The following is a 21,571-nucleotide window of genomic DNA, read 5'->3' on the forward strand; positions in this document are numbered from 1 at the left end:
TAGACCAGCATGACACCCTAGACTAGAGGACTATGACTTCCATCTCCCCTGATCTCACCACCACCGCCGGAAGGATCGCCGACCTGCGTTCCCGTTTGGCGGAGGCTGTGACCCCGGTTGGGACCGATGCGCTCGAGGCTACCCATGCCTCAGGCAACCGCACCGCCCGTGAACGAGTGCTCCACTTACTCGATGAAAATTCCTTCGTCGAGACTGACGCTCTCGCACGCCATCGCTCCACCGAGTTCGGTGCAGAAGCAAAGCGTCCGCTGACCGATGGTGTGGTGACCGGCTATGGCACCGTGGCTGGCCGCAAGGTATGCGTCTTCTCTCAGGACTCCACCGTATTCAATGGTTCACTCGGTGAGGTCTACGGCGAAAAGATCGTCAAGATCTACGATTTGGCGATTAAAACCGGTGTACCGATCATCGGCATTCACGAAGGCACTGGCGCTCGAGCAATCGAAGGCATCGTCGCCTTGGCGTTGAATGCCCGCATCCTCGCGCGCACCACTACGGCCTCCGGGCTGATCCCTCAGATTGCAGTGATCACTGGGCACACCGAGGGAGTTCACGCGCTGCCACCGGTACTCGCTGACTTGCTGGTCATGGTTGAGAACCAGTCCAGCCTGCAGATGGCAACCCCGGATGTCGTGGAAAAGGTCACCGGCATTGAATCCACCCCAGAATCCTTGGGCGGGGCGTTAATCCACGCAGAAACCTCCGGCACCGCACATGTCACGGCTCCAAGCGATACCGCGGCACTCGAATTAATCCGAGACCTACTGGCGTTCCTGCCTGCTAATAACCGGGCAGAAGCTCCCCGCGAGCCAGCTGAGACCTCCCTAGAGATTTCAGAGACCGACCACGAACTCGATTCTCTGGTCCCGGACTCGGAGAAACAAGCTTATGACATCCATGAGGCCATCAACCGGATTGTCGATAGTGCGGAGTTCCTTGAGCTTCAATCGCGTTTCGCCACCAACATCGTCACCGGTTTCGGCCGTATCGAAGGCCGGTCAGTAGGCATCATCGCCAATCAACCGACTGAACTAGCTGGTTGTCTTGACCACGCTGCCGCGGAAAAAGCTGCCCGCTTCATCCGTACCTGCGATGCCTTCAACATCCCTCTCATCGAGTTCGTAGACTCTCCTGGCTTCCTGCCTGACCAAGATCAAGAGCACAACGCAGTGCTGCGACGTGGCGCAAAACTAGCCTTTGCCTATGCTGAAGCCTCAGTCGGAAAGATCACGGTGATCGTCCGTAAGGCCATCGGCCCAGCCTACGTCCTCATGGGTTCAAAAGACCTCGGAGCAGACCTAGTATTTGCTTGGCCCACCGCCGAGATCGCAGTTGCTGAGGCGCCGGCCGCTGTTGCAGCTATTCACTCTAAGACTGACGATGCAGCGATTGCTGCATATGCGGAGAGCCACCTCAATCCCTACTTGGCTGCCGAACGTAGCCTGGTTGACGCGGTCATCCCGCCTTCTCACACTCGGGCCCGGATCATCGAGGGGCTCCGTCTCCTCGATCGCAAGGTCCTCATGACCCCGCCCAAAAAGCACGGAAACATCCCGCTGTAAGGAGCACCGATCATGACCTCCCCCACCCAGAAGCCGCTGTTCCACGTTCTCAAAGGAAACCCCGACAGCACTGAGCTAGCCGCATTAACTGCTGTGTTGACGTCTTTGGCCGCCCAGCAGTCTGCCAAGGCCGCTGATACCCGCACGGAACGCAACATGTGGGGTCGCCCAGCAGATCGTCTGCAGCGCACCACTCTCTATAACCCCAACGCATTCCAAAACGTCACGTTCTACTAATGCGTCTGGTTCTGGCCTCCGCGTCCCCCTCACGGCGGATGATCCTCAACTCTGCGGGTGTGCAGCCGTTGCTGCGTCCAACCCAAGTCGACGAGGAAGCGATCGCTGCTTCACTAGGGAATGCCCCCGCGGGAGAAGTCGTCGCCGCCCTGGCACAAGCAAAAGCAGATGCCGTAGCAGCGGAGTATCCCGACGATGTGGTCATCGGAGGCGATTCCATGTTATTGCTTGGAGACAAACTCCAAGGTAAGCCGCTGACGGTAGAAAACACCATTCAACGCTGGCGAGAACAAGCTGGAGCCACTGCAGAACTGCTCACCGGACACTGCATCATCTACGGTGAGCAGAGAGTGCTCGAGACGACTCGCACCACCGTCACATTCGCTGAGGCTTCCGAGACTGACATCATCGCTTACGCGCGTTCTGGAGAACCGTTGCACTGCGCCGGCGCTTTCACCCTCGAAGCACTTGGCGGCTGGTTCATTGACCGCATCGAGGGCGATCCCTCGTCTGTCATTGGACTATCACTGCCGCTGCTTCGTCGAGCTCTCTATTCATTCGGGCTCGATGTCAGTCAGTTCTGGGAGAGCTAGAGGAACTCTCGGATTTCCTCCCACAGAAGGGGCTTGAGCGACAGCGTGTAGGCGTTCGACAAGTGATTGCTGTCCCGATACACGTAGAGATTGCCGATGATCGGGGGGCAGAATCCATCCGCGCAGTACCAAACCGAGGTATCTACTGCCTTCATGTTAGGAAGCGGATCTAGGTACTGAGCCGATGGGTCTATAGGTTGGTAATACTCATCAAAAAACAGGCCACATGCATCGCTATCTTCCAGATCCATCATGCACAGCGGAACTGACAGCGGAGAGCCATCTGGGAAAGTACGCCACGGGTTGTCCCGCAATCCAACGAAGGGAATACCTTCATCTGCTAGAAATTCCCAGAAAGACAGGTAGGACTCGGGGACTTGTTCAATACGCCCCGAAGTCTCGACCCAAGGCCGAGTTGTGGTGGAAATGACTAAATCTGGGTCTGCTTCCGCCAGCCTGTCAATAACCTGCTCGTTGAACGAAATGCAGTCCTCAGAGAACACACCATCGCGCTCTTCCGCAAAAGTCGGGCAGCTCTGTCGCAGTAATGGAACGATCCGGAAACCATTTTCTCGTCCCAGCTCGTCGAGCGGGGTGATCCATTGGTCGGCATGCGAGCCACCGGTGAGGTAGACATCACGATCTGCCTCCAGATCGCCGTACATACACTCTTCACCGCGTTCATCGACCCGCAGGAGAGTTGGGTCATCACCGAAGCGCGAAATACAATCGTCTCCCCAGATCTTCGATCCCATCGTCTCCAGCAGAGCTGGGTCAGGCTGAGCTTCAGCCTGCGGGACAGCTGCTCCGCTAAGCGCTAGTGCACCGGGGTAGACCACCGGATCTAAGGAAACGCCACCGACAGCGTTTAAACGCGCCTGCCAAAAAGCCTGACCTGCCAACATCCCAATCAACGCTAGCGTTAGCACTGCCCCGGCAATCGCTCTTGCCACCGGAGCACCACCTGCCATGAGTTCCTTCTTGGCGCTGGCGGCACGAGCCTCTCCATGGACTGGACGTTTGGCGTGCTGCCGCAGAGGCATTTCTACTAGCCGGTGAGTCACATCTGCCAAGACCAAAGACACGGCAAGTGTGCCCAGCCCTAACAGCAAGTCTGGTTCTGGTTGCTCCCATACGAGCAGAGTGATGATCAGAAGCGGCCAGTGCCACAGATACAGGGAATAGGCGATATCACCCAGCCAACGCATACTCCGATGAGCCAATACTGTCGAGAGACGTCCATAACCACCACTGAGGATGATCAGGACCGCACCACCGACTGGGTAGAGAGCGGCTGGACCGGGGAACACTGCTGCGCCGTTGAAGATCACTCCGGTGCTCAGCACCATAGCCAATCCCACCCAGGTCAGCACTGCTCGCAAGCGACCAGGGAACACAATGTGCTTTGCATAAAGTGCTAGGACTCCACCAAGAGTCAACTGCCACATTCGAGTCCACGTGGAGTAGTAGTTCAACGACTGATCAACCGCAGACAGCCACCACGCGTAGGCAAATGAGATCACCGTAACCGCGATCAAAGCAGGTCCGACGAATTTCATTAGGTCATATCCGGCGCGACGCACCCAGATAATAGTCATCGCCAGCGCTATGGCCAGCAGATAAAACTGGCCTTGAACTGACATGGACCACAGATGCTGCAATGGGCTCACAAGGTCAGAGGCGACGTTATAATCCGCGTCCTGCCAGATCAATTCCCAGTTCTGATAATAAAGGAGACTTGCAGTGAATTGATCTGCGATGGGCACTCGACGCAGCTGTGGCACCATAAACCAGCCAATCGCCGCGGTAGCCACTAGCACGAGGATCAGCGCTGGCAGCAGCCTTCGAATGGTCCGCCAGATCGGCCACCAAGGATTGACTGAAGCGTTTGCCCGCGAGGCATAGCGCAGTTGGGAACCTAAAAAGAAGTAGCCCGACAGCAGCAAAAACACATCAACGCCGCCAGAGACTCGACCGACAAAGATGTGGAAGATCACCACAAATGCGATCGCGATGCCCCGCAGACCATCAAGATCATAGCGATAAGACACCGAAGAAGGCGTTGCCCCTAAGGTCTTATTCGTCTCGGTGGTTCCGGTGGTGGTCACCCGCATAGTCATCTATCCCCTTCAAACTCCACTACAGACTACACATCCCAGGTTCATTACCTAGACGCAGCTAGAGTGGGAAGGCATGGAATTAAACGACATGTTGGCACCACCGCCAGTCCAGCTCCCAACAGATCCGGCCACAGGTCTTGATCTTTCATCCCCGGCCACCGCACTCGCCCACCCTGAGAGCCCTTTGGTCTGGGCGGCAAAAGCTGAACAGGCGCTAGAAGACGCAGTCTCGGCTGAACAACAGCTCATCGCCTATGCCTTCGCCAGAACCGGATACCATCGTTCGCTCGATCGCCTTCGTGCAAATAAATGGAAGGGCTGGGGCCCTGTGCCGTGGTCACATGAAGCAAATCAGCCAGTACTGCGGGCAATCGCAGCACTGGCTCGAGCGGCCGCTCTCATTGGGGAACAGCCTGAGTATGACCGGTGCCGTCAGATGCTCTCTGATGCAGATCCGGAATCAGTAGATCTACTGATTCCATCCTGACGCAGCCCTAGCCACTAGTTCAGCAGATCTAGACGGCTTCGATCCGGGAGATAGCTTCCTTAGCTACCTGCTCCTGGATACCCATGTCTAGCTCTGAGGTAAAGCCGACGCAGGAGCAGTTGATCTCGCCCAGTACGTAGTCATCGGAGCCGTCTTCGCCATCAGCCAGCATAAAGTCGGCAGTCCAGATCAGCGGGATGTTATCTCCACCGAGCTTTTCTGCGATGACCGGACGTGCAGCTGCGAATAGATCGACGAGTTCCTGCCAAGCCTCTGGCTTGTCATAGGTGTACTTAGCGCCAGAAAACAGGGTCGCGGAGAAGTTGTCTCCACCAGCAGCCGGCTTCTTATGAATGACAAACACCGGGTTCGGGCCGACCAAGAGGATACGGATCTCGCCTTCAACGATGCGCGGCATGAAGCGCATATCTACGAGCATGCCATTGTCACCGATGATGTACTGATCACAGAAATCCATGAACTCCGAGAGCTCACGGACCTCAGTGTGGTTATCCACTGCCTCGGTGCACTTGATCTTGGTGTCCAACGGCAACGCGGTGCCCGGCTCAACCGAGGCAGCCAGTGCTCGGTCCTCGATCTGGACACGCCAGATACCGGAGCCCGTGGAACCACGGTTCTGCTTAAGCACTCGCTCGCCGTAGGACAGGGAGACCGGGAAGGTCTGGTGGAAGGATTCCACATCGTAGTATGCGGAAGTGTCAGTCGGCACCAGATCAGTGTCGTTGAGCTTGACCAGCGCGTCCTTAGCGCCGTAAGCCATCATCTCCTCCGGCGTAGACATACCTACCAAGCCAGCCTCCGACAGACGGGAGAGCAGCTCAAAGTAGCCTTTCTCGCCACCGGGAATATTGCCCGGGTTGACGCGGGAGATGTATCCGCCAAAGTTCTCAGAAACATAAGAGAACAGATCTTCGGTCCACTCAGGGCGATAGAAAACAACCTCAGAGTCCCAGCCAGCATCTTTGATCGCGTTCACGACGGGCATGGTATCCCGGCGGTGGCCATCGATGTGCTTATCGGATCCGCCCTCGACCTCGAAGACGACAATTGCCTTGTTCAAGAAATTCACCTTTCGAAAGGGTGAAGGCACTAAAAGAGCCTCCGGAAATAGTGATTCCTTTGTAATTCTAAGGGACCCCTGTGTCCTGCGCGTGGCGAGCAAACACTCAGTTACCAAGGACACATTTCAAATGGCCAAGTGACCATTCCGGCGATTCAAGCACTACCCTTGGGACAATCTCGAAACTATTGCCCAACAGAAAGGCCCGATCGACGTGACCGTTCCATTCGATCCGTTCCCTCCATTCCAGGAGTATGCCCGCCCCGAACGTCTCGTCTCCGCTTCTTGGCTCTCCGCCCGCCTGGGCACCCCAGGACTGCGCGTAGTCGAATCCGATGAGGACACGCTGCTCTATGACATTGGACATCTGCCTGGGGCGGTGCGCATTGACTGGAAGCACGATCTCAACGATCCGATTACTCGAGACCTGGTAGACGGTGAGGCCTTCTCCCAGTTGATGCGAGATAAGGGCATCAATCGCGATGACACCGTGGTCATCTACGGTGACCAATCCAATTGGTGGGCTTCCTATACATTGTGGGTCTTCGAAATTTTCGGCCACGCAGATGTCCGACTACTCGATGGCGGGCGAAATGCTTGGATGGCAGAAGAGCGCGATACCTCTTTCATCGTCCCCGAGTTTCCCAAATCCAATTACCCCAGCGTCGAACGCAATGACACTCAATACCGCGCATTGGTTACTGAAGTACTCAGCGCCATCGATGCAGAGACTATTATCGACGTCCGCTCCCCCGATGAGTTTGCAGGAGTCGCCGAGACTACTGACTACCTGAGCTGTGGGCCAGCGCTTCGTTCTGGGCACATTCCCTCAGCGAAAAACTACCCATGGACCGACACAATGCATCCTAATTCTCGGTTCCGATCTCGGGCAGATCTTGAGCAGATCTACGCCGGGCTCGATCCACATGGAGAGACCTTCACCTATTGTCATCTGGGAGACCAATCCAGCCATACTTGGTTCACGTTGAAGTACCTTCTTGGATTCAAAAATGTCCGAAATTATGACGGCTCATGGGCAGAATGGGGCAACATGATCCAAATGCCCATCAGTCGTGGCGAATAGCACGCCCACTTTAACCTGCGGAAATAGCATTCTCGTCATCATTTTTCAAAGAAAATCTCAGACCTGACGAAATGCTCACGTTTTTGTGTGCAAGAATAGTCTGCATGCGTCGCGAGGCCGCCGAAAAAGGGCGGACCGGCGCGACCTACATTCGCAGCACATGAAAGGGATTCCCCAGTGGCAGTTGAGACCAAGAAGATCACGAAGGTCCTCGTGGCCAACCGCGGCGAAATCGCCGTCCGCGTGATCCGAGCCGCCAAGGACGCAGGTATCGCCAGCGTCGCCGTATACGCGGAGCCTGATGCTGACGCCCTGTTCGTCGGTCTAGCCGATGAGGCTTTTGCACTCGGCGGCCAAAATTCCGCCGAGTCTTATCTCGTCATCGACAAAGTCATCGACGCCGCTATCAAAGCTGGCGCTGACGCCATCCACCCCGGCTACGGATTCCTCTCCGAAAACGCCGACTTCGCTCAGGCTGTCATCGATGCGAACTTAATTTGGATCGGCCCCTCCCCGAGCTCGATTGCAGATCTCGGAGATAAAGTAACCGCCCGTCATATCGCAGAGCGCGCCAATGCTCCCATGGCACCCGGAACCAAGGATCCGGTGGCCAATGCCGAAGAGGTCGAGGCCTTCGCTCGGGAACATGGTTTGCCGATCGCAATCAAGGCAGCTTTCGGCGGCGGCGGTCGCGGGATGAAAGTCGCTTATTCGATGGACGAGGTCAGCGATCTCTTCGAATCCGCTACTCGTGAAGCCGTCTCGGCTTTCGGCCGCGGCGAGTGCTTCGTTGAGCGTTACCTCGACCGTGCTCGCCACGTCGAGGCACAGGTATTGGCCGATCAGCACGGCAACGTCGTGGTCATGGGTACTCGTGACTGCTCCCTGCAGCGACGTTTCCAGAAACTAGTCGAAGAGGCTCCTGCTCCTTTCCTCACCGAAAGCCAGCGCACAGAGATCCATGAGTCTGCCAAAGCGATTTGCCGAGAGGCTGGCTACTACGGGGCTGGAACCGTGGAGTACCTAGTCGGAGCAGATGGCTTGATCTCTTTCCTTGAGGTCAATACTCGCCTACAGGTCGAGCACCCGGTCACCGAGGAAACCACCGGTGTCGATTTGGTCCGGGAGCAGTTCCGCATCGCTGAAGGACAGAAGCTGCGCTTCACCGAAGATCCGACTCCGCGTGGACACGCCTTCGAATTCCGCATTAACGGTGAAGACCCAGGCAACAATTTCATGCCCACCCCTGGCGTCATCACTGCCTACGCACAGCCGGATGGCCCAGGCGTACGCGTTGATTCTGGAGTACGCAATGGTTCGGTCATTGGCGGTCAGTTCGACTCCATGCTGGCCAAGCTCATTGTCACCGGCGAAACTCGCGACGAAGCTCTCTCTCGTGCCCGTCGCGCACTCGCTGAGTTCACAGTCGAAGGAATGCCGACGGTTCTGCCCTTCCACCGCCACATTGTTGCCAATGATGCGTTCATCGGCGACGGTGAGTCTTTCGAGGTTTACACCAAGTGGATCGAAGATTCCTGGGATAACCCGCTCGAGGCTTTTGTCGATCCGGCAGACGTGGACGAAGAAGATGCCATCCCGGCACACCGCGTGGTCGTTGAGGTCGACGGCCGTCGCGTCGAGATCTCCCTGCCAGGAGACTTCGCACTAGGTGGCGGCTCAGCTTCCAAGAAGAAGCCCAAGAAGCGCCGCACCTCCGGTGGCGCTGGAGGTGCTTCCGGCGATGCTATCGCAGCACCCATGCAGGGCACTGTCATCAAGGTCGACGTTGAAGAAGGAACCGAGGTCACTGAAGGCGACATCGTCCTAATTCTCGAGGCTATGAAGATGGAAAACCCCGTCAAGGCACACAAGTCCGGCACCGTCACTGGACTGACGGTAGAAGCTGGCGCAGGCGTAACCAAGGGTCAGGTACTACTCGAAATCAAGTAGCTGTCTGCTCAAACCTCAAGAGGGCTCCCACACATCATGTGGGAGCCCTCTTGAGGTTTTTTAAGATTTTCGATCTGAAATTTCCATGGCCGCGCGATCTAGAATCGACACCACCCAATCGGCATCTTGATCATCTGCCTGCCGCACTACTTCACGGAGACGGCGCATAGCTGCGCGGCGTTTCAGATGAGAATCTTCCGATAGCCCTGGCGTCCGATAGCCATTGAGAATTTCTCCCCACTCTTCCTGGCGCTGTGCAACCAGAGTGTGACCCTCTTCGGTGAGAGTTGCCATCTTTCGCCCTTCTGCAGCGCTGATACTAATCAAGCCTTCATCTTCGAGCATGCTCAAACACGGATAGACAGCTCCCGGGCTAGGCACCCAATGTTCGTCTGTGCGGGCGCTCATGGTTGAGATGATCTGATATCCATGCATCGGAGATTCTGCTAGCAACAGCAAGATGACGCTACGTAAGTCTCCGCGGCCGGCACGCCCGCCGCGACCTCGACCATGCCCACGCCCCTCGCCGTGACCGTGACCGTGGCCGCGCCCCTCGCCATGGCCGTGCGAGCCTCCACGATGGAAGTGACTACGACGTCCTGCTCGAGCACCGTGTCCCTCGTGGTGATCTTCGCAGTGATTATTGAGTGTATGGCTCATGGTCTGCACCTTCCGTGAAGATTAACTAGCGACAAGGCTAACGATATATCTATAAATGCTTCATGTCAACGATATATCGCAAAGGAGGTCTTTACATTCTCCCATCAGAGATCCTCCGGGAAAGCTGCTCATCACAGCGCCCACCCACCACCAGTACAAAAACTCGAACGCCTCCTCGTACTTAGTGCGAGGAGGCGTTCGAGTTGGTGAGTTATAAAAAGCGAGCTAGCTGATCACGACGATCAGGTCTCCGCCCTCAACCTTTGTGGCTTGGGCAAGAGCGACCCGTTCGATAGTGCCATCGATGGTGGCGGTGATGGTCGCTTCCATCTTCATCGCCTCGATGATGGCGACGGGGTCACCAGCCTTCACTTCATCGCCGACCTTGGCAGTGACACTGACCACGCCAGCGAATGGTGCTGCGACATGTCCGGTGATGCTGGCATCGGCCTTCTCTGCGGAGGCTGTAACTGACTCCACGGAGCGGTCACGGACCTTTACCGGGCGGATCTGACCGTTGACGTTCGCGACCACCTGACGCATACCCTTGGCATCGGGCTCTCCGACGGCGTCGAGTCGTACCACCATCGGTGGTGTTTCGGTATCGGAGGCAAAGCGAATAATGCTCTCCTCGCCTTCCTTGAGACCGTAGAAGAACACGCGATCCTCCAGCGCGGAGGTATTACCGAACTGGCGACGATGCTCAGCGAACTCAGCAGCCTGCTTGGGGAACAACAGATTGTGCAGTGTGTTGCGGCGGGTCCAGCGGTCATCGCTCTGCAGCTTTTGTGCGGCATCGTCAGAAACCTCAGCGAGCTTATGCTGACGATCGCCACGACCAGCGAGAGCCTTCTCACGCAGCAACGGCCAGCCACCGGGCGGGTTGCCCAAATCTCCACGCAGGAAATCGATAACGGAGTCCGGGATGTCATAGCGCTGAGGATCGCTAGCAAAGTCGGCCGGATCAACGCCAGCGCCGACTAGGTGCAGCGCCAAATCGCCAACGACCTTCGAGGAAGGAGTGACCTTGGTGGGACGCCCCAGCATATCGTTGACAGCGGCGTAATAATCCTCAATGAGCTCGAACCGATCTCCCAGACCCAGCGCCTTAGCTTGCGTACGCAAGTTAGACAACTGACCACCCGGAATCTCGTGCCGGTAAACACGACCGGTCGGACCGGGCACACCAGCTTCGAACGGAGCGTAGAGCTGACGGACTGCCTCCCAGTAGGGTTCCATGTCTGATACCGCATCCAGGGATAAACCAGTGTCGCGATGAGTATCTGCGAAGGCCGCGACAATCGCAGACAAGGATGGCTGCGAGGTTGTGCCTGCCAGAGGTGCAGAGGCGCCATCGACAGCGTCAGCGCCAGCCTGTGCTGCTGCGAAGTAGGTAGCCAGCTGGCCGCCTGCAGTGTCATGGGTGTGCACATGGACGGGAAGATCAAACTCGCGGCGCAAAGCGGTAACCAACTTCGTGGCCGCTGCCGGACGCAGCAGGCCCGCCATGTCCTTGATCGCTAGAACGTGGGCACCGGTGCCCACAATCTCCTCAGCCAGTCGGAGGTAGTAATCCAGCGTATAGAGCTCTTCCTTGGGATCAAGCAAGTTGCCCGAGTAGGCCATGGCAACTTCTGCCACCGTAGTGTTGGTCTCGAGCACGGCATCGATGGCCGGACGCATCTGATCAACATCATTGAGGGCATCGAAGATGCGGAAGATATCAACGCCAGAATCGGCGGCCTCATTAACGAAAGCTCGGCATACCGAATCCGGGTACGGGGTATAGCCGACGGTGTTTCGCCCACGCAACAACATCTGAATATTGACGTTAGGCATAGCCTCGCGCAGGGAATCTAGTCGCTGCCACGGATCCTCATAGAGGAAGCGCATCGCCACATCATAGGTAGCACCGCCCCAAGCTTCGACCGAGAGCAACTGCGGGGTCAATCGGCCTACGTGCTGGGCTGCCGCAACCAAAGCAGAGGAACGAATACGGGTAGCAAGCAGCGACTGATGCGCATCGCGGAACGTGGTGTCCGTGACAGCGAGTGCATCCTGTTCGCGCAAGTTCTGGGCGAACTTTTTCGGTCCGAGATCACGCAGGAGATCGCGAGAGCCGCGAGGCATAGGAGCATCGCTGGCGGGGGGAAGCTTGCGCTGAGGACGAACCTCCGTGGGACGCTTTCCATGCGGGTGGTTGACTGTGACATCAGCGAGGTAGTCGAGGATCCGACCCGGCTCGTCGTCAGCCGGTGGAGCTGCTAGCAACTGGCTGTGCTCCGCAATGAAGCTAGTAGCGATGCGCTTGTGCTGGAAATCTTCCTCGCGCAACAGCGCCCGCAGGAAGCCGATATTGGTGGCCACGCCGGAGACGGTGAACTCATTGAGCGCACGCTGAGCACGGGCGACAGCAATATCGAAGGTGGCACCACGACAGGTCATCTTGACCAGCATGGAGTCGAAGTTCGGTGAGATTTCGCCGCCGAGAGAAGCCGCGCCGTCGAGACGCACGCCGGCGCCACCCGGCGAGCGGTAGGCAGTGATGGTTCCGGTATCCGGGCGGAAATTATTCGCCGGATCTTCGGTGGTGATGCGGCACTGCAAGGCCGCGCCATGAAGCTTGATCTTGTCCTGGGTCAGACCCAGTTCCTTCAAGGTCGCACCGGCAGCAATATTCATCTGCGCCTTGACCAAGTCGATGGAAGTAACTTCCTCAGTAACAGTGTGCTCAACCTGAATACGCGGGTTCATCTCGATGAAGACATGGTTGCCCTTCTCATCGACGAGGAACTCCACGGTGCCAGCGCCGTAGTAGCCGATCTTGCGACAGAAGGCCACTGCATCTGCACAGATCTGATCCCGCAGTTTCGGGTCCAGGTGCTGAGCAGGCGCGATTTCTACAACCTTCTGATGGCGACGCTGCAAAGAGCAATCGCGCTCAAAGAGGTGGATGACATCTCCGCTATGGTCACCGAGGATCTGAACCTCAATGTGCTGCGGGTTAATCACCGCACGCTCTAGGTAGACGTTGCCGTCACCGAATGCTGCCGCAGCCTCACGAGAAGCTTCAGCTGCTAGCTGTGGCAGCTCCTCCGGGGTACCAACGAAGCGCATTCCGCGCCCGCCTCCACCGGCCACTGCCTTAACGAAAATCGGATAGATGAAATCTGCGGAGGCCTTGACCAAAGTGTCAATATCGGTAGAAGGCTCAGAGTCCTGCAGAACCGGCAGGCCAGCAGCCTTCGCAGCCTCGACCGCCGCGGACTTGTCGCCGGTGAGATCTAGCGTCTCCGGAGAAGGACCGATGAAAGTAAGCCCATTCTCGGCGCATTCGCGAGCCAGCTGGGCATTCTCCGAAAGGAAGCCATAACCGGGGTAAACGGCATCAGCGTGAGTCTTTTTCGCTGCACGAATGATCTCATCAATATCGAGATAGGCCTTGACTGGAGAACCCTCGGTTCCGATGCGAACGGCTTCGGAGGCGAAGGAACGGTGGAATGAATTGCGGTCTTCGAGCGGATAAACCGCGACTGTTGCGGATCCGGTCTCGAAGGCTGCGCGGAAGGCGCGAACGGCGATCTCACCGCGGTTAGCGACGAGCACCTTATTGAACGCCGGCAGGCTGGTTGTAGCCACTGTATGGGTCCTTTCCAAAGGTGATACAAGTTGAGGTAAACGATATTTGTCCGCGAATCCGGCACAATCGAAAGACAGATTCCAGAGCAATAGACAACTAATCCTGAGAGACATCAAGAATGCCTCCCAGAAAATTCGGCGTCTCCCGGGCGGGGCGACACCTATGGTTAGACCACAGCCAGAATCAAAAACACGGGCCACATCACTATAACCATAATGATGTGGCCCGTGACACTAGCGTGGAATTATACTCATGTTTCCCAACGTCAGCGCTGCGCGATTGGGGTGACCTCGCGCTGCTCAGAACCGTTGTACGCAGACAATGGACGGATCAAGGAGTTGTTCTCGTACTGTTCGACGATGTGAGCAGTCCAGCCAGCCACACGCGCCAAGACAAACAGCGGAGTAAAGAAATCAACCTCGAAGCCCAACAGGTAATAGGCGGGCCCGGCGGGGAAATCAAGGTTGGGCTTAATGCCAGTGCGCTCGTCCATGGCGACAGCCATGTTCTCGTACATCTCAACCCACTTGCCTCCATCATGGCGCTCTGCCAGTGCACGGAAGGAAGCCTCCATCGACGGCACTCGACTGTCACCGCGCTTGTAGACGCGGTGGCCAAAGCCCATGATGACGTCTTTATTGTCCAGGGTGTTGTTAATCCAGTCCGCGGCTTTGGCTGGGTCGTCGATTTCGAGCATCGTATGCATGACGAACTCGTTGGCACCGCCATGCAGCGGACCCTTCAGCGCACCGATTGCGCCGGTGATTGCGGAGTAGACATCCGAACGCGTGGAGGTAATCACTCGGGCAGTGAAGGTAGAGGCGTTGAAGGAGTGCTCAGCGTAGAGAATCAGGGATTTCTCAAAGTCACGAACATCCTCGGGATTGCTCGCCGGGGAGTCCTCTCCCACGCCAAAAGCCATCGACAGGAAGTTCTCCGCAACGCCCTTATCCGGATCTGGGGCGACAATATCTAGGCCTTGGCGACGTCGAATATCCATCGCGACAGCCATCGGCAACTGAGCAAGCAGGTGGTGCCCGACATTGAAAATGTGCTCAGAATCAGTAGTGAAGGGCTCTACATCTTTGGTACCCATGTAGGACACTGCGGTCCGAAGAACGTCCATGGGATGGCAGTCCTTAGGCAGCGAATGGATCAACGCAATCAGACCTGGGTCCAAGGAACGGTGGGAGCGACCCTTGCGGTTGAACTCCTCCAGCTGCTCAGCTGTGGGCAGTTCCCCTTTCCACAGCAGGTAGAAGACTTCTTCGAAGGAGCAGTGCTCGACTAGATCCTGAACCGCGTAGCCGCGATAGGTCAGGGAGTTGGTCTCTGGCATGACCTTGGAGACTCCGGTGTAGTCGGCGATGACGCCGTTGAGGCCCTTGCGGACGTCCTGGTTTTCGGTGGCGTTAGACATGGTGCTCATCCCCTTTCAGAAGGATTCTGGTAGGTGAAAATCTGCTGATCAAAAGCGTTGTACTCGGAGTAGCGAAGGAGCTCATAGAGTCGGGATCGGTGCTGCATCCGTCCAACCCACTCGGTCTGAGTTCCGGTCTCAGCGATATCTGCCAGTGCATCTTCTACCTGACCCATCGCGATCCGCAGGGTGGTCACGGGGTAGATGACGGCGTTATAGCCAAGGCCCTCCAGCTGCGAGGCAGACAACAGCTCGGTTTTGCCAAACTCAGTCATATTCGCCAGCAATGGGACATCGACGGCGGCGCGGAACTTCTCAAAATCGGCTGGTGTGTGCAGCGCTTCGGTGAAGATCAAGTCGGCGCCGGCATCGGCGTAGGCCTTGGCACGTTCGATGGCCGAGTCGATGCCTTCGACTCCGGCGGCGTCGGTACGCGCACAAATCACGAAACTGTCGTCGCGGCGTTCCTTGACTGCGGCGCCTATTCTGCGCAGCATCAGTTCGGTGGGAACTACCTCTTTGCCGTCCAGATGACCACAGCGCTTGGGGTTGACCTGGTCTTCTAGGTGACAGCCGGCAATGCCAGCATCTTCGAGGGCCGCGACAGTGCGAGCTGCCGACATCGGCTCACCGAATCCGGTGTCCGCGTCGACTAAGACGGGAAGATCGGTGGCCCGGGCGATCTGACGGGAACGTCCGACGACTTCGTCAAGGGTGGTCAATCCGATGTCCGGCAAGGCCAGATCAGCAGCGACAACTGCGCCAGAGATATAGACACCTTCGAAGCCGGCGTCTTGGACCGCGCGTGCCACCAGCGGGGAGAACGCACCGGGTAGGCGCTGGATCTTTCCGGAGTTCAAACCGTCACGAAATGCTTGTCGACGCTGGGTGGGGGTGACTGTAGAAGAAAATAGTCCACTCATTAGAACAGCCCCCCGGAGATCTTCGGTGCCCGGTTCAGGACGTCCTGCTCAAGCTCAATGTTGAGCTCGGAGAGGTCAGTGAGCGACTCGGTGTTTTCTGCCGCGGCAAGGAAGCGGTCCTGTTCCTCCTTGGACACAACTCCCTCGGCCAGCGTGCGGAACTTGGCAATGTACTGCTCCCGAGCAAAGGGACGCGCGCCCAGCGGGTGGGCATCTGCCACTGCCAGTTCGTCCTCAACGACCGTGCCATCAGCGAAAGTAACTACTGCTCGGGCACCGAAGGCCTTCTCCGCAGGATCAGTGGAGTGGTAACGACGGGTCCACTCAGGATCCTCAACGGTGGAGATTTTGTTCCACAGCTCGATGGTGGCCGGCTGGTTGGCGCGCTCGGGAGCATAAGAGCGCTCATGATGCCAGGCGCGATCCTCGAGGGCTACGGCGAAGATGTACATGATCGAGTGATCGAGCGTCTCACGAGAAGCAGTGGGATCGAACTTCTGTGGATCATTGGAGCCGGTGCCGATGACGTAGTGAGTGTGGTGGCTGGTATGCAGGACGATCGAGGCAATGTCCTTGGTATCCAGACCCTGCTCGGCAAAACGGTCGCCCATCCGCCGGGCTAGGTCGATCGGGGCCTGGGACTGGTACTCCGCCGAGTGCTCCTTGGTGTAAGTATCCAGGATTCCGCGCTTTTCTTCGCCTTCACCTGGCAGCGGGACGGTATAGATGTGATCCGGACCGGAGAGCAGCCAGGCGATGACGCCGTCTTCGCCTTCCCAGATCGGGGCGGGAGCACCTTCACCATGCATCGCGCGGTCAACGGCCTCGATGGCCATCTTGCCGGCAAAGGCTGGAGCGAAGGCCTTCCAGGAGGAGATCAGACCTTTACGGGACTGACGGGTAGCGGTGGTGGTGTGCAGCGCCTGACCGATGGCTTGGTAGGTGGTATCCGCATCCAGGTCCAGCAGGGTACCGATGCCGGCCGCGACCGAGGGGCCGAGATGAGCGACGTGATCGATCTTGTGCTCATGCAGGCAGATTCCACGAACCAGGTCCACCTGAATCTCATAACCGGTGGCCAAGCCTCGGATCAGTTCCCGGCCGCCCTTGCCCGCCTGCTGAGCAGCAGCCAAGATCGGCGGGATGTTGTCGCCGGGGTGGGAGTATTCTGCAGCTAGGAAAGTGTCATGGAAGTCGAGTTCACGAACAGCAGTGCCATTGGCAAGAGCTGCCCATTCAGCCGAGTAAGTACCTGGAAGGCCGAATACGGAGGCGCCGCCTTCAGAAACCGGACGTGCTGCAGCCATCGCTCGAGCAGAAGTGACGGGGCGGCGAACCACGGATGCTGCAGAGACTGCAGCGTTATCGATGATGCGATTGATGATCATCTCTCGGGTCTCCGCGGGGACCTCAACCGGGTCAACGGCGACGCGGGCGATTTTGTGGGCGAGATGGTCCTCGTAGGGAAATTCTTCGGAGGATCGGTGGGTGTGCACGGTGTGGTTAATCATGGCGCTGGTCTGGCTCCCTCTCTATGCGTCGAACGTGATGTGAGTCTCCCATCACACTAACGAGAATTGAGTGTCAGCAGTCACAGCAATGTTTGTGTAAAGTAGTGGCATTAGATCTACTCTTTTGCAAAATCTGTGAAAACTGCAGTTCAAGAAGACTTTCCTCAAAGGAGGACGCACGTGAGTAAGCACTTTGCGGGGGCAGCGATTCGCACGCTTCGACGGGGGCACAACCTCACCCAGCAAGACATGGCAAGACGGCTCAACCTCTCAACTAGCTATCTCAATCAGCTAGAAAATGATCAGCGCCCCCTCACTGTCACCGTTTTGATGTCGCTGTCGACCAACTTCGACGTCGACCCAGCGTTCTTCTCCCCCGACCGCCACGCGCGCACCGTCTCAGAACTGCGTGACGCCTTCCCCACCGTCCCCGACCAACAGCTCGCCGATCTAACTGCTCGCTACCCAGACTTAGTCACCCAAGTTCTCGATCTAGCTGAGCGCTCTCCATCTGGAAGAGAAAAGGGACCATACAGCCTGGTGCGGGACTTCTTCTATGAGGCCCACAACTACATCGATAGCCTCGACCGGTTAGGGGAGGAATTAGCCAGCAGGCTCGGCGAGCCTCAGTTGCGAGTGACTCGCCTGGCTACCGCGCTCGATCTCGATCTGGGAGTAAGCGTCCGTTTCCGCAAGATCACCTCCGGGCCCAGGAGGATCTTCCACCCAGAAACTCGCGAACTGCATCTGCGCACCGGGTTAAGCGAGGCGCAACTGACCTTCGAGCTCTCCTTGCAATACGGACTGCTTGCCCATTCGGAGCTGTTCAACGAACTGTCCAGTCCGCTGCCCACGGAAGAATCCCGAGGCATTGCACACTTGGCGTTGGCTCAGTACTTTGCGGCGGCGGTAGTCATGCCCTATGAGGTCATCTTGTCGACGGCCGAGTCCACCCGCTATGACATCGACCGACTCGCAGACCACTTCGGAACTGGCTTCGAGACCACCTGCCACCGATTATCCACTCTGCAACGCCCTGGCGCTCGAGGAGTTCCATTCTTTTTCGTTCGCACCGATCGGGCGGGAAATATCTCAAAAAGACAGTCGGCCACCGGTTTTCATTTCTCTCGAACCGGCGGTTCTTGCCCACTGTGGGTTATCCACCGCGCCTTCGAGACACCAGGCCGTGTCACCCGCCAAGTGGCGAGCATGCCAGATAACCGCAATTATCTGTGGATCGCTCGCACTGTCCAAGATCAACTACGCGGATTCGGCCAACCCCGCAAGGAATTCGCGGTAGGACTTGGCTGCGATCTCGACCAAGCCGAGCGGCTGATCTACGCGAATGGACTAGACCTGTCGCCTGGCTCAGCCACCCCCATCGGCCCAGGCTGCCGAGCGTGTTCTCGACAGCACTGTCCCCAACGAGCGTTCCCCCAGGCTGGAAAAAAAGTCCTAGTCAACCTTGACGCAACAGTGGACGAATCCTATGCCACCTACTAAATCACTCCAGATCATCGTGAGCGACTAGGCGGCGCGCGGCCTCCGTAATCGATCCCGACAGTGAAGGATAGACAGCAAAGCTCTCCGAGAGCTGCTTAACCGTGAGGTTATTAGATACTGCAACCGAGATCGGCAGGATCAGTTCGGAAGCGGAAGGAGCGACGATAACTCCGCCGATAACCAGCCCTGAGTTCCGACGGCAGAACAGCTTAACGAAACCGTGCTTAAGCGAACGCATCTTGGCACGCGGATTAGATTGCAAGGGCAAGACGACTACGCGAGCCGATACCTCACCGGCATCGACCTGAGCGTGAGTGATACCAACAGCCGCAATCTCGGGGCGAGTAAACACCGCGGTAGCCACTGTCTTCAGCCGGATCGGGCTAACGCCTTCTCCGAGCGCGTGGTACATCGCTAGGCGTCCCTGCATCGCAGCCACAGAAGCCAAGGGGAACAAATCACTGCAGTCACCGGCAGCATAAATGCCGGAGACATTGGTCCGAGAAACTCGGTCCACTCGGATATGGCCCGAGGGGGTGGTCTCCACACCAACGTTTTCCAAACCCAAGCTTGCAGTCGAGGGGACCGAACCAATCGACATCAGAGCATGAGAACCGAGGATCTCACGACCATCAGTGGTTTTAACCGAAACACCACCATCAGCAGTTCGAGTAACAGATTCCACGCGGGCATGCTTTTCCAGAGAAACGCCACGCTGAGCAAGCACATGCTCCAGCACGTCTGCAGCATCCGCATCATCATGGGGAAGGATTCGATCACGGGAAGCGACCATGGTGACCTTCACTCCCAACTCAGCGAAGGAAGAAACGAACTCAGCACCAGTGACACCTGAGCCGACCACGACGAGGTGCTCCGGAGTTTCGGTGAGGTTGTAGACCTGCTGCCAGGTCAGAATCCGCTCCCCATCCGGCTGCGCGGCGGGCAGGACTCTCGGGTTAGCACCGGTAGCGATGAGCACTAACTCGGACTCGAGCTTTTCCTCAGTCCCGTCAGCTTTGACCGCAATGATGTCGTGGCACATGTGCTCACGCTGGCTTTTTGCAAAATGCGCGCGGCCCTTGATCGTGCGCACGCCTGCCCGATCGAGCTGGACCTGAATATCCTCAGATTGCTCAGTAGCTAGGGTTCGGACACGATTGTTGAGAGCCGTAATATGGATACGCGCACGACCCAAAAGGCTGTTAAGCCCCATGTCATCAGCTCGCCGAAGATCTGTCTTGATGCCAGTACCAGCGATAAAAGACTTCGATGGGACGGAGTCAAGCAGAACCGAAGAACCACCTGCACCCTGATCCTCGACCAAGGTGACGTCCGCACCATGTTTAATTCCGGCAAGTGCCGCCTCGTAGCCGGCGGGGCCGCCTCCAATGATGACGATCCGCTTGTTCAAGAGGTCTCCTCCACGCTGGGCTCGGTTTTATGAATGCATCAGAATAACGCACCATTTAACACAACTGGTCTCCGAGTCTAGTACCTAGGACAAGAAGTCGCTGCCGGGGGAAGATTCTCCAGGAACCTGACCAAATTGTTCAACTACAGAGGCGAAAAGTCGAACACCGACTCCAATGGAACGTTCGTCTACGACCAAATCACCCTGATGCAGATCATGGGATGGACCATTCCCAGTCCCACAACCCAATCTGGCCATTGATCCGGGCACGTGCTCGAGGTACCAGGAAAAGTCCTCGCCGCCGGAAGACTGTGGTGCATTAATGACCGACTGTGGATCAACGGAACGTGCTGCGTCGACGAGCAAAGCGGTGGCCACATCGTCGTTGATCACCGGCGGCACACCGCGCAGGTAGTCCAATTCATATGAACAGCCAGTAGGTGCCAGTATTTGAGCGATCAGCTCCTCCATGAGTGTCTGAATCACCCGCCAAGTAGCGATATCCGCAGTGCGTATCGTGCCAGCGACGATTCCGGATTCTGGGATTGCATTGGGGGCATGGCCAGCATTAATGGAGCCAAAAACCAGTACTGTGCCGGTCCGCGGGTCTACTCGACGAGACAGTAGTCCAGGCAATTCAGTGATGACCTTGCCCAGAGCATAGACCACATCAGCCGTCAGATGCGGACGCGAGGAATGCCCACCAGGACCCGTGACTTTTAGAGTGATCACATCTGCAGCAGAAGTAATCGCTCCGGTCCGGACCCCGATTTTGCCTACTCGGAGCTTCGGCTCCACGTGCACGGCAAAGATGGAACCAACATCTTTCAATCCACCCCATTCGATGACTTGGCTGGCGCCACCATCCATCACTTCTTCGGCTGGCTGGAATAGGACCCGGATGCCGTGATTAAGCAGGTGCGCGTTATCCGCTAGCGAACAAGCCAAGGCCAGTGCCACAGTCGTGTGGACGTCATGTCCACAAGCATGAGCGACACCGGGGACAGTGGAAGCAAAATCTAAACCAGTCACCTCAGTCACTGGCAATGCGTCCATATCCGCACGAAATGCCAGACGATCACCGCCGCTGGGACCAATATCGACCATCAGGCCAGTGCCCGGGAATCGTACTGGCGACAAACTATGAGCACGCAAAGTGTGCTCAACGAAGTCCGTAGTAAGAAACTCCTTGTGCGAAAGCTCAGGATGCGAGTGAAAATGGCGACGCCAACCGGTCACCTCTTCACCGTGGACGCGCAGCCACTCGTCGACGCGTGCGGCAATACCCTTCACGGAATTAGTCCTTTCCAGCTGGTCATAACTCCCAAAGCCTACCCGCCTGCCCCCGGTCAGATGTCATCAGGCTGA

The 21,571-nt window shown here is 57.2% G+C and carries 16 protein-coding genes; 7 read left to right on the forward strand and 9 right to left on the reverse strand.

The window, feature by feature from the left end; all coding sequences use genetic code 11:
- The first annotated feature begins 32 nt into the window (after nt 1–32).
- The 3 genes from C5L39_RS05600 to C5L39_RS05610 are packed head-to-tail and all read left to right on the forward strand — an operon-like array spanning nt 33 to nt 2,413.
- Nucleotides 33–1,583, forward strand: a complete 1,551-nt coding sequence (locus C5L39_RS05600; RefSeq protein ID WP_123047918.1) for an acyl-CoA carboxylase subunit beta — start codon at nt 33–35, stop codon at nt 1,581–1,583.
- 12 nt (nt 1,584–1,595) lie between these two features.
- The gene (locus tag C5L39_RS05605; RefSeq protein WP_123047919.1) at nt 1,596–1,820 is read left to right on the forward strand and encodes an acyl-CoA carboxylase subunit epsilon; all 225 of its coding nucleotides are present in this window, start codon (nt 1,596–1,598) and stop codon (nt 1,818–1,820) included.
- Complete coding sequence (locus tag C5L39_RS05610; RefSeq protein ID WP_123047920.1) at nt 1,820–2,413, forward strand: Maf family protein; 594 nt, start codon at nt 1,820–1,822, stop codon at nt 2,411–2,413. Before C5L39_RS05605 ends, C5L39_RS05610 begins: the two co-directional genes overlap by 1 nt.
- Here C5L39_RS05610 and C5L39_RS05615 read toward each other — a convergent pair.
- Nucleotides 2,410–4,533 carry an acyltransferase family protein gene (locus C5L39_RS05615; RefSeq protein ID WP_245974909.1) on the reverse strand — a complete coding sequence of 708 codons (2,124 nt, stop codon included), beginning with the start codon at nt 4,531–4,533 and terminating at the stop codon, nt 2,410–2,412. The two genes, C5L39_RS05610 and C5L39_RS05615, sit on opposite strands and share 4 nt — an antisense overlap.
- Nucleotides 4,534–4,606: 73 nt before the next feature.
- On the opposite strand from C5L39_RS05615, the gene C5L39_RS05620 reads away from it, so the two are divergent.
- Nucleotides 4,607–5,020: a DUF3151 domain-containing protein gene (locus tag C5L39_RS05620; RefSeq protein WP_123047921.1), complete on the forward strand. Its 414-nt coding sequence runs from the start codon at nt 4,607–4,609 to the stop codon at nt 5,018–5,020.
- 28 nt (nt 5,021–5,048) lie between these two features.
- Here C5L39_RS05620 and C5L39_RS05625 read toward each other — a convergent pair whose 3' ends face one another.
- Entirely contained in the window at nt 5,049–6,101 is a 1,053-nt protein-coding gene (locus tag C5L39_RS05625) for a Cj0069 family protein (RefSeq protein WP_123048182.1), read from the reverse strand.
- Between the two features lie 214 nt (nt 6,102–6,315).
- On the opposite strand from C5L39_RS05625, the gene C5L39_RS05630 reads away from it, so the two are divergent.
- Entirely contained in the window at nt 6,316–7,185 is an 870-nt protein-coding gene (locus C5L39_RS05630) for a sulfurtransferase (RefSeq protein WP_123047922.1), read from the forward strand.
- 177 nt (nt 7,186–7,362) lie between these two features.
- Nucleotides 7,363–9,135, forward strand: a complete 1,773-nt coding sequence (locus C5L39_RS05635) for an acetyl/propionyl/methylcrotonyl-CoA carboxylase subunit alpha (RefSeq protein ID WP_123047923.1) — start codon at nt 7,363–7,365, stop codon at nt 9,133–9,135.
- 60 nt (nt 9,136–9,195) lie between these two features.
- On the opposite strand, the gene C5L39_RS05640 is transcribed toward C5L39_RS05635, so the two are convergent.
- The 5 genes from C5L39_RS05640 to prpD form a co-directional block, all read right to left on the reverse strand.
- A complete protein-coding gene (locus tag C5L39_RS05640; RefSeq protein WP_123047924.1) occupies nt 9,196–9,795 on the reverse strand; it encodes a PadR family transcriptional regulator in 600 nt (199 codons plus the stop codon).
- Between the two features lie 225 nt (nt 9,796–10,020).
- Nucleotides 10,021–13,434 carry a pyruvate carboxylase gene (locus C5L39_RS05645; RefSeq protein WP_245974910.1) on the reverse strand — a complete coding sequence of 1,138 codons (3,414 nt, stop codon included), beginning with the start codon at nt 13,432–13,434 and terminating at the stop codon, nt 10,021–10,023.
- A gap of 266 nt (nt 13,435–13,700) precedes the next feature.
- Nucleotides 13,701–14,855, reverse strand: a complete 1,155-nt coding sequence (locus C5L39_RS05650) for a bifunctional 2-methylcitrate synthase/citrate synthase (RefSeq protein ID WP_123048183.1) — start codon at nt 14,853–14,855, stop codon at nt 13,701–13,703.
- A 5-nt stretch (nt 14,856–14,860) separates the two neighbouring features.
- Nucleotides 14,861–15,778, reverse strand: a complete 918-nt coding sequence (gene prpB / locus C5L39_RS05655; protein WP_123047926.1) for a methylisocitrate lyase — start codon at nt 15,776–15,778, stop codon at nt 14,861–14,863.
- Nucleotides 15,778–17,289 (reverse strand): 2-methylcitrate dehydratase PrpD, encoded by a 1,512-nt coding sequence (gene prpD / locus C5L39_RS05660; RefSeq protein WP_123047927.1) that lies wholly within the window; start codon nt 17,287–17,289, stop codon nt 15,778–15,780. Before prpD ends, prpB begins: the two co-directional genes overlap by 1 nt.
- 180 nt (nt 17,290–17,469) lie before the next feature.
- Between prpD and C5L39_RS05665 the strand changes: the two genes are divergently transcribed.
- Nucleotides 17,470–18,792, forward strand: a complete 1,323-nt coding sequence (locus C5L39_RS05665) for a short-chain fatty acyl-CoA regulator family protein (protein WP_123047928.1) — start codon at nt 17,470–17,472, stop codon at nt 18,790–18,792.
- Between the two features lies 1 nt (nt 18,793).
- Here C5L39_RS05665 and C5L39_RS05670 read toward each other — a convergent pair whose 3' ends face one another.
- Together C5L39_RS05670 and C5L39_RS05675 are read right to left on the reverse strand one after the other, a co-directional pair.
- Entirely contained in the window at nt 18,794–20,203 is a 1,410-nt protein-coding gene (locus C5L39_RS05670) for an NAD(P)H-quinone dehydrogenase (RefSeq protein ID WP_123047929.1), read from the reverse strand.
- Between the two features lie 84 nt (nt 20,204–20,287).
- Nucleotides 20,288–21,496: an amidohydrolase gene (locus C5L39_RS05675; RefSeq protein WP_425453852.1), complete on the reverse strand. Its 1,209-nt coding sequence runs from the start codon at nt 21,494–21,496 to the stop codon at nt 20,288–20,290.
- Nucleotides 21,497–21,571: the final 75 nt, after the last annotated feature.

The sequence above is a fragment of the Corynebacterium alimapuense genome (assembly GCF_003716585.1).
In the GTDB taxonomy this organism is placed as follows: Bacteria; Actinomycetota; Actinomycetes; order Mycobacteriales; family Mycobacteriaceae; genus Corynebacterium; species Corynebacterium alimapuense.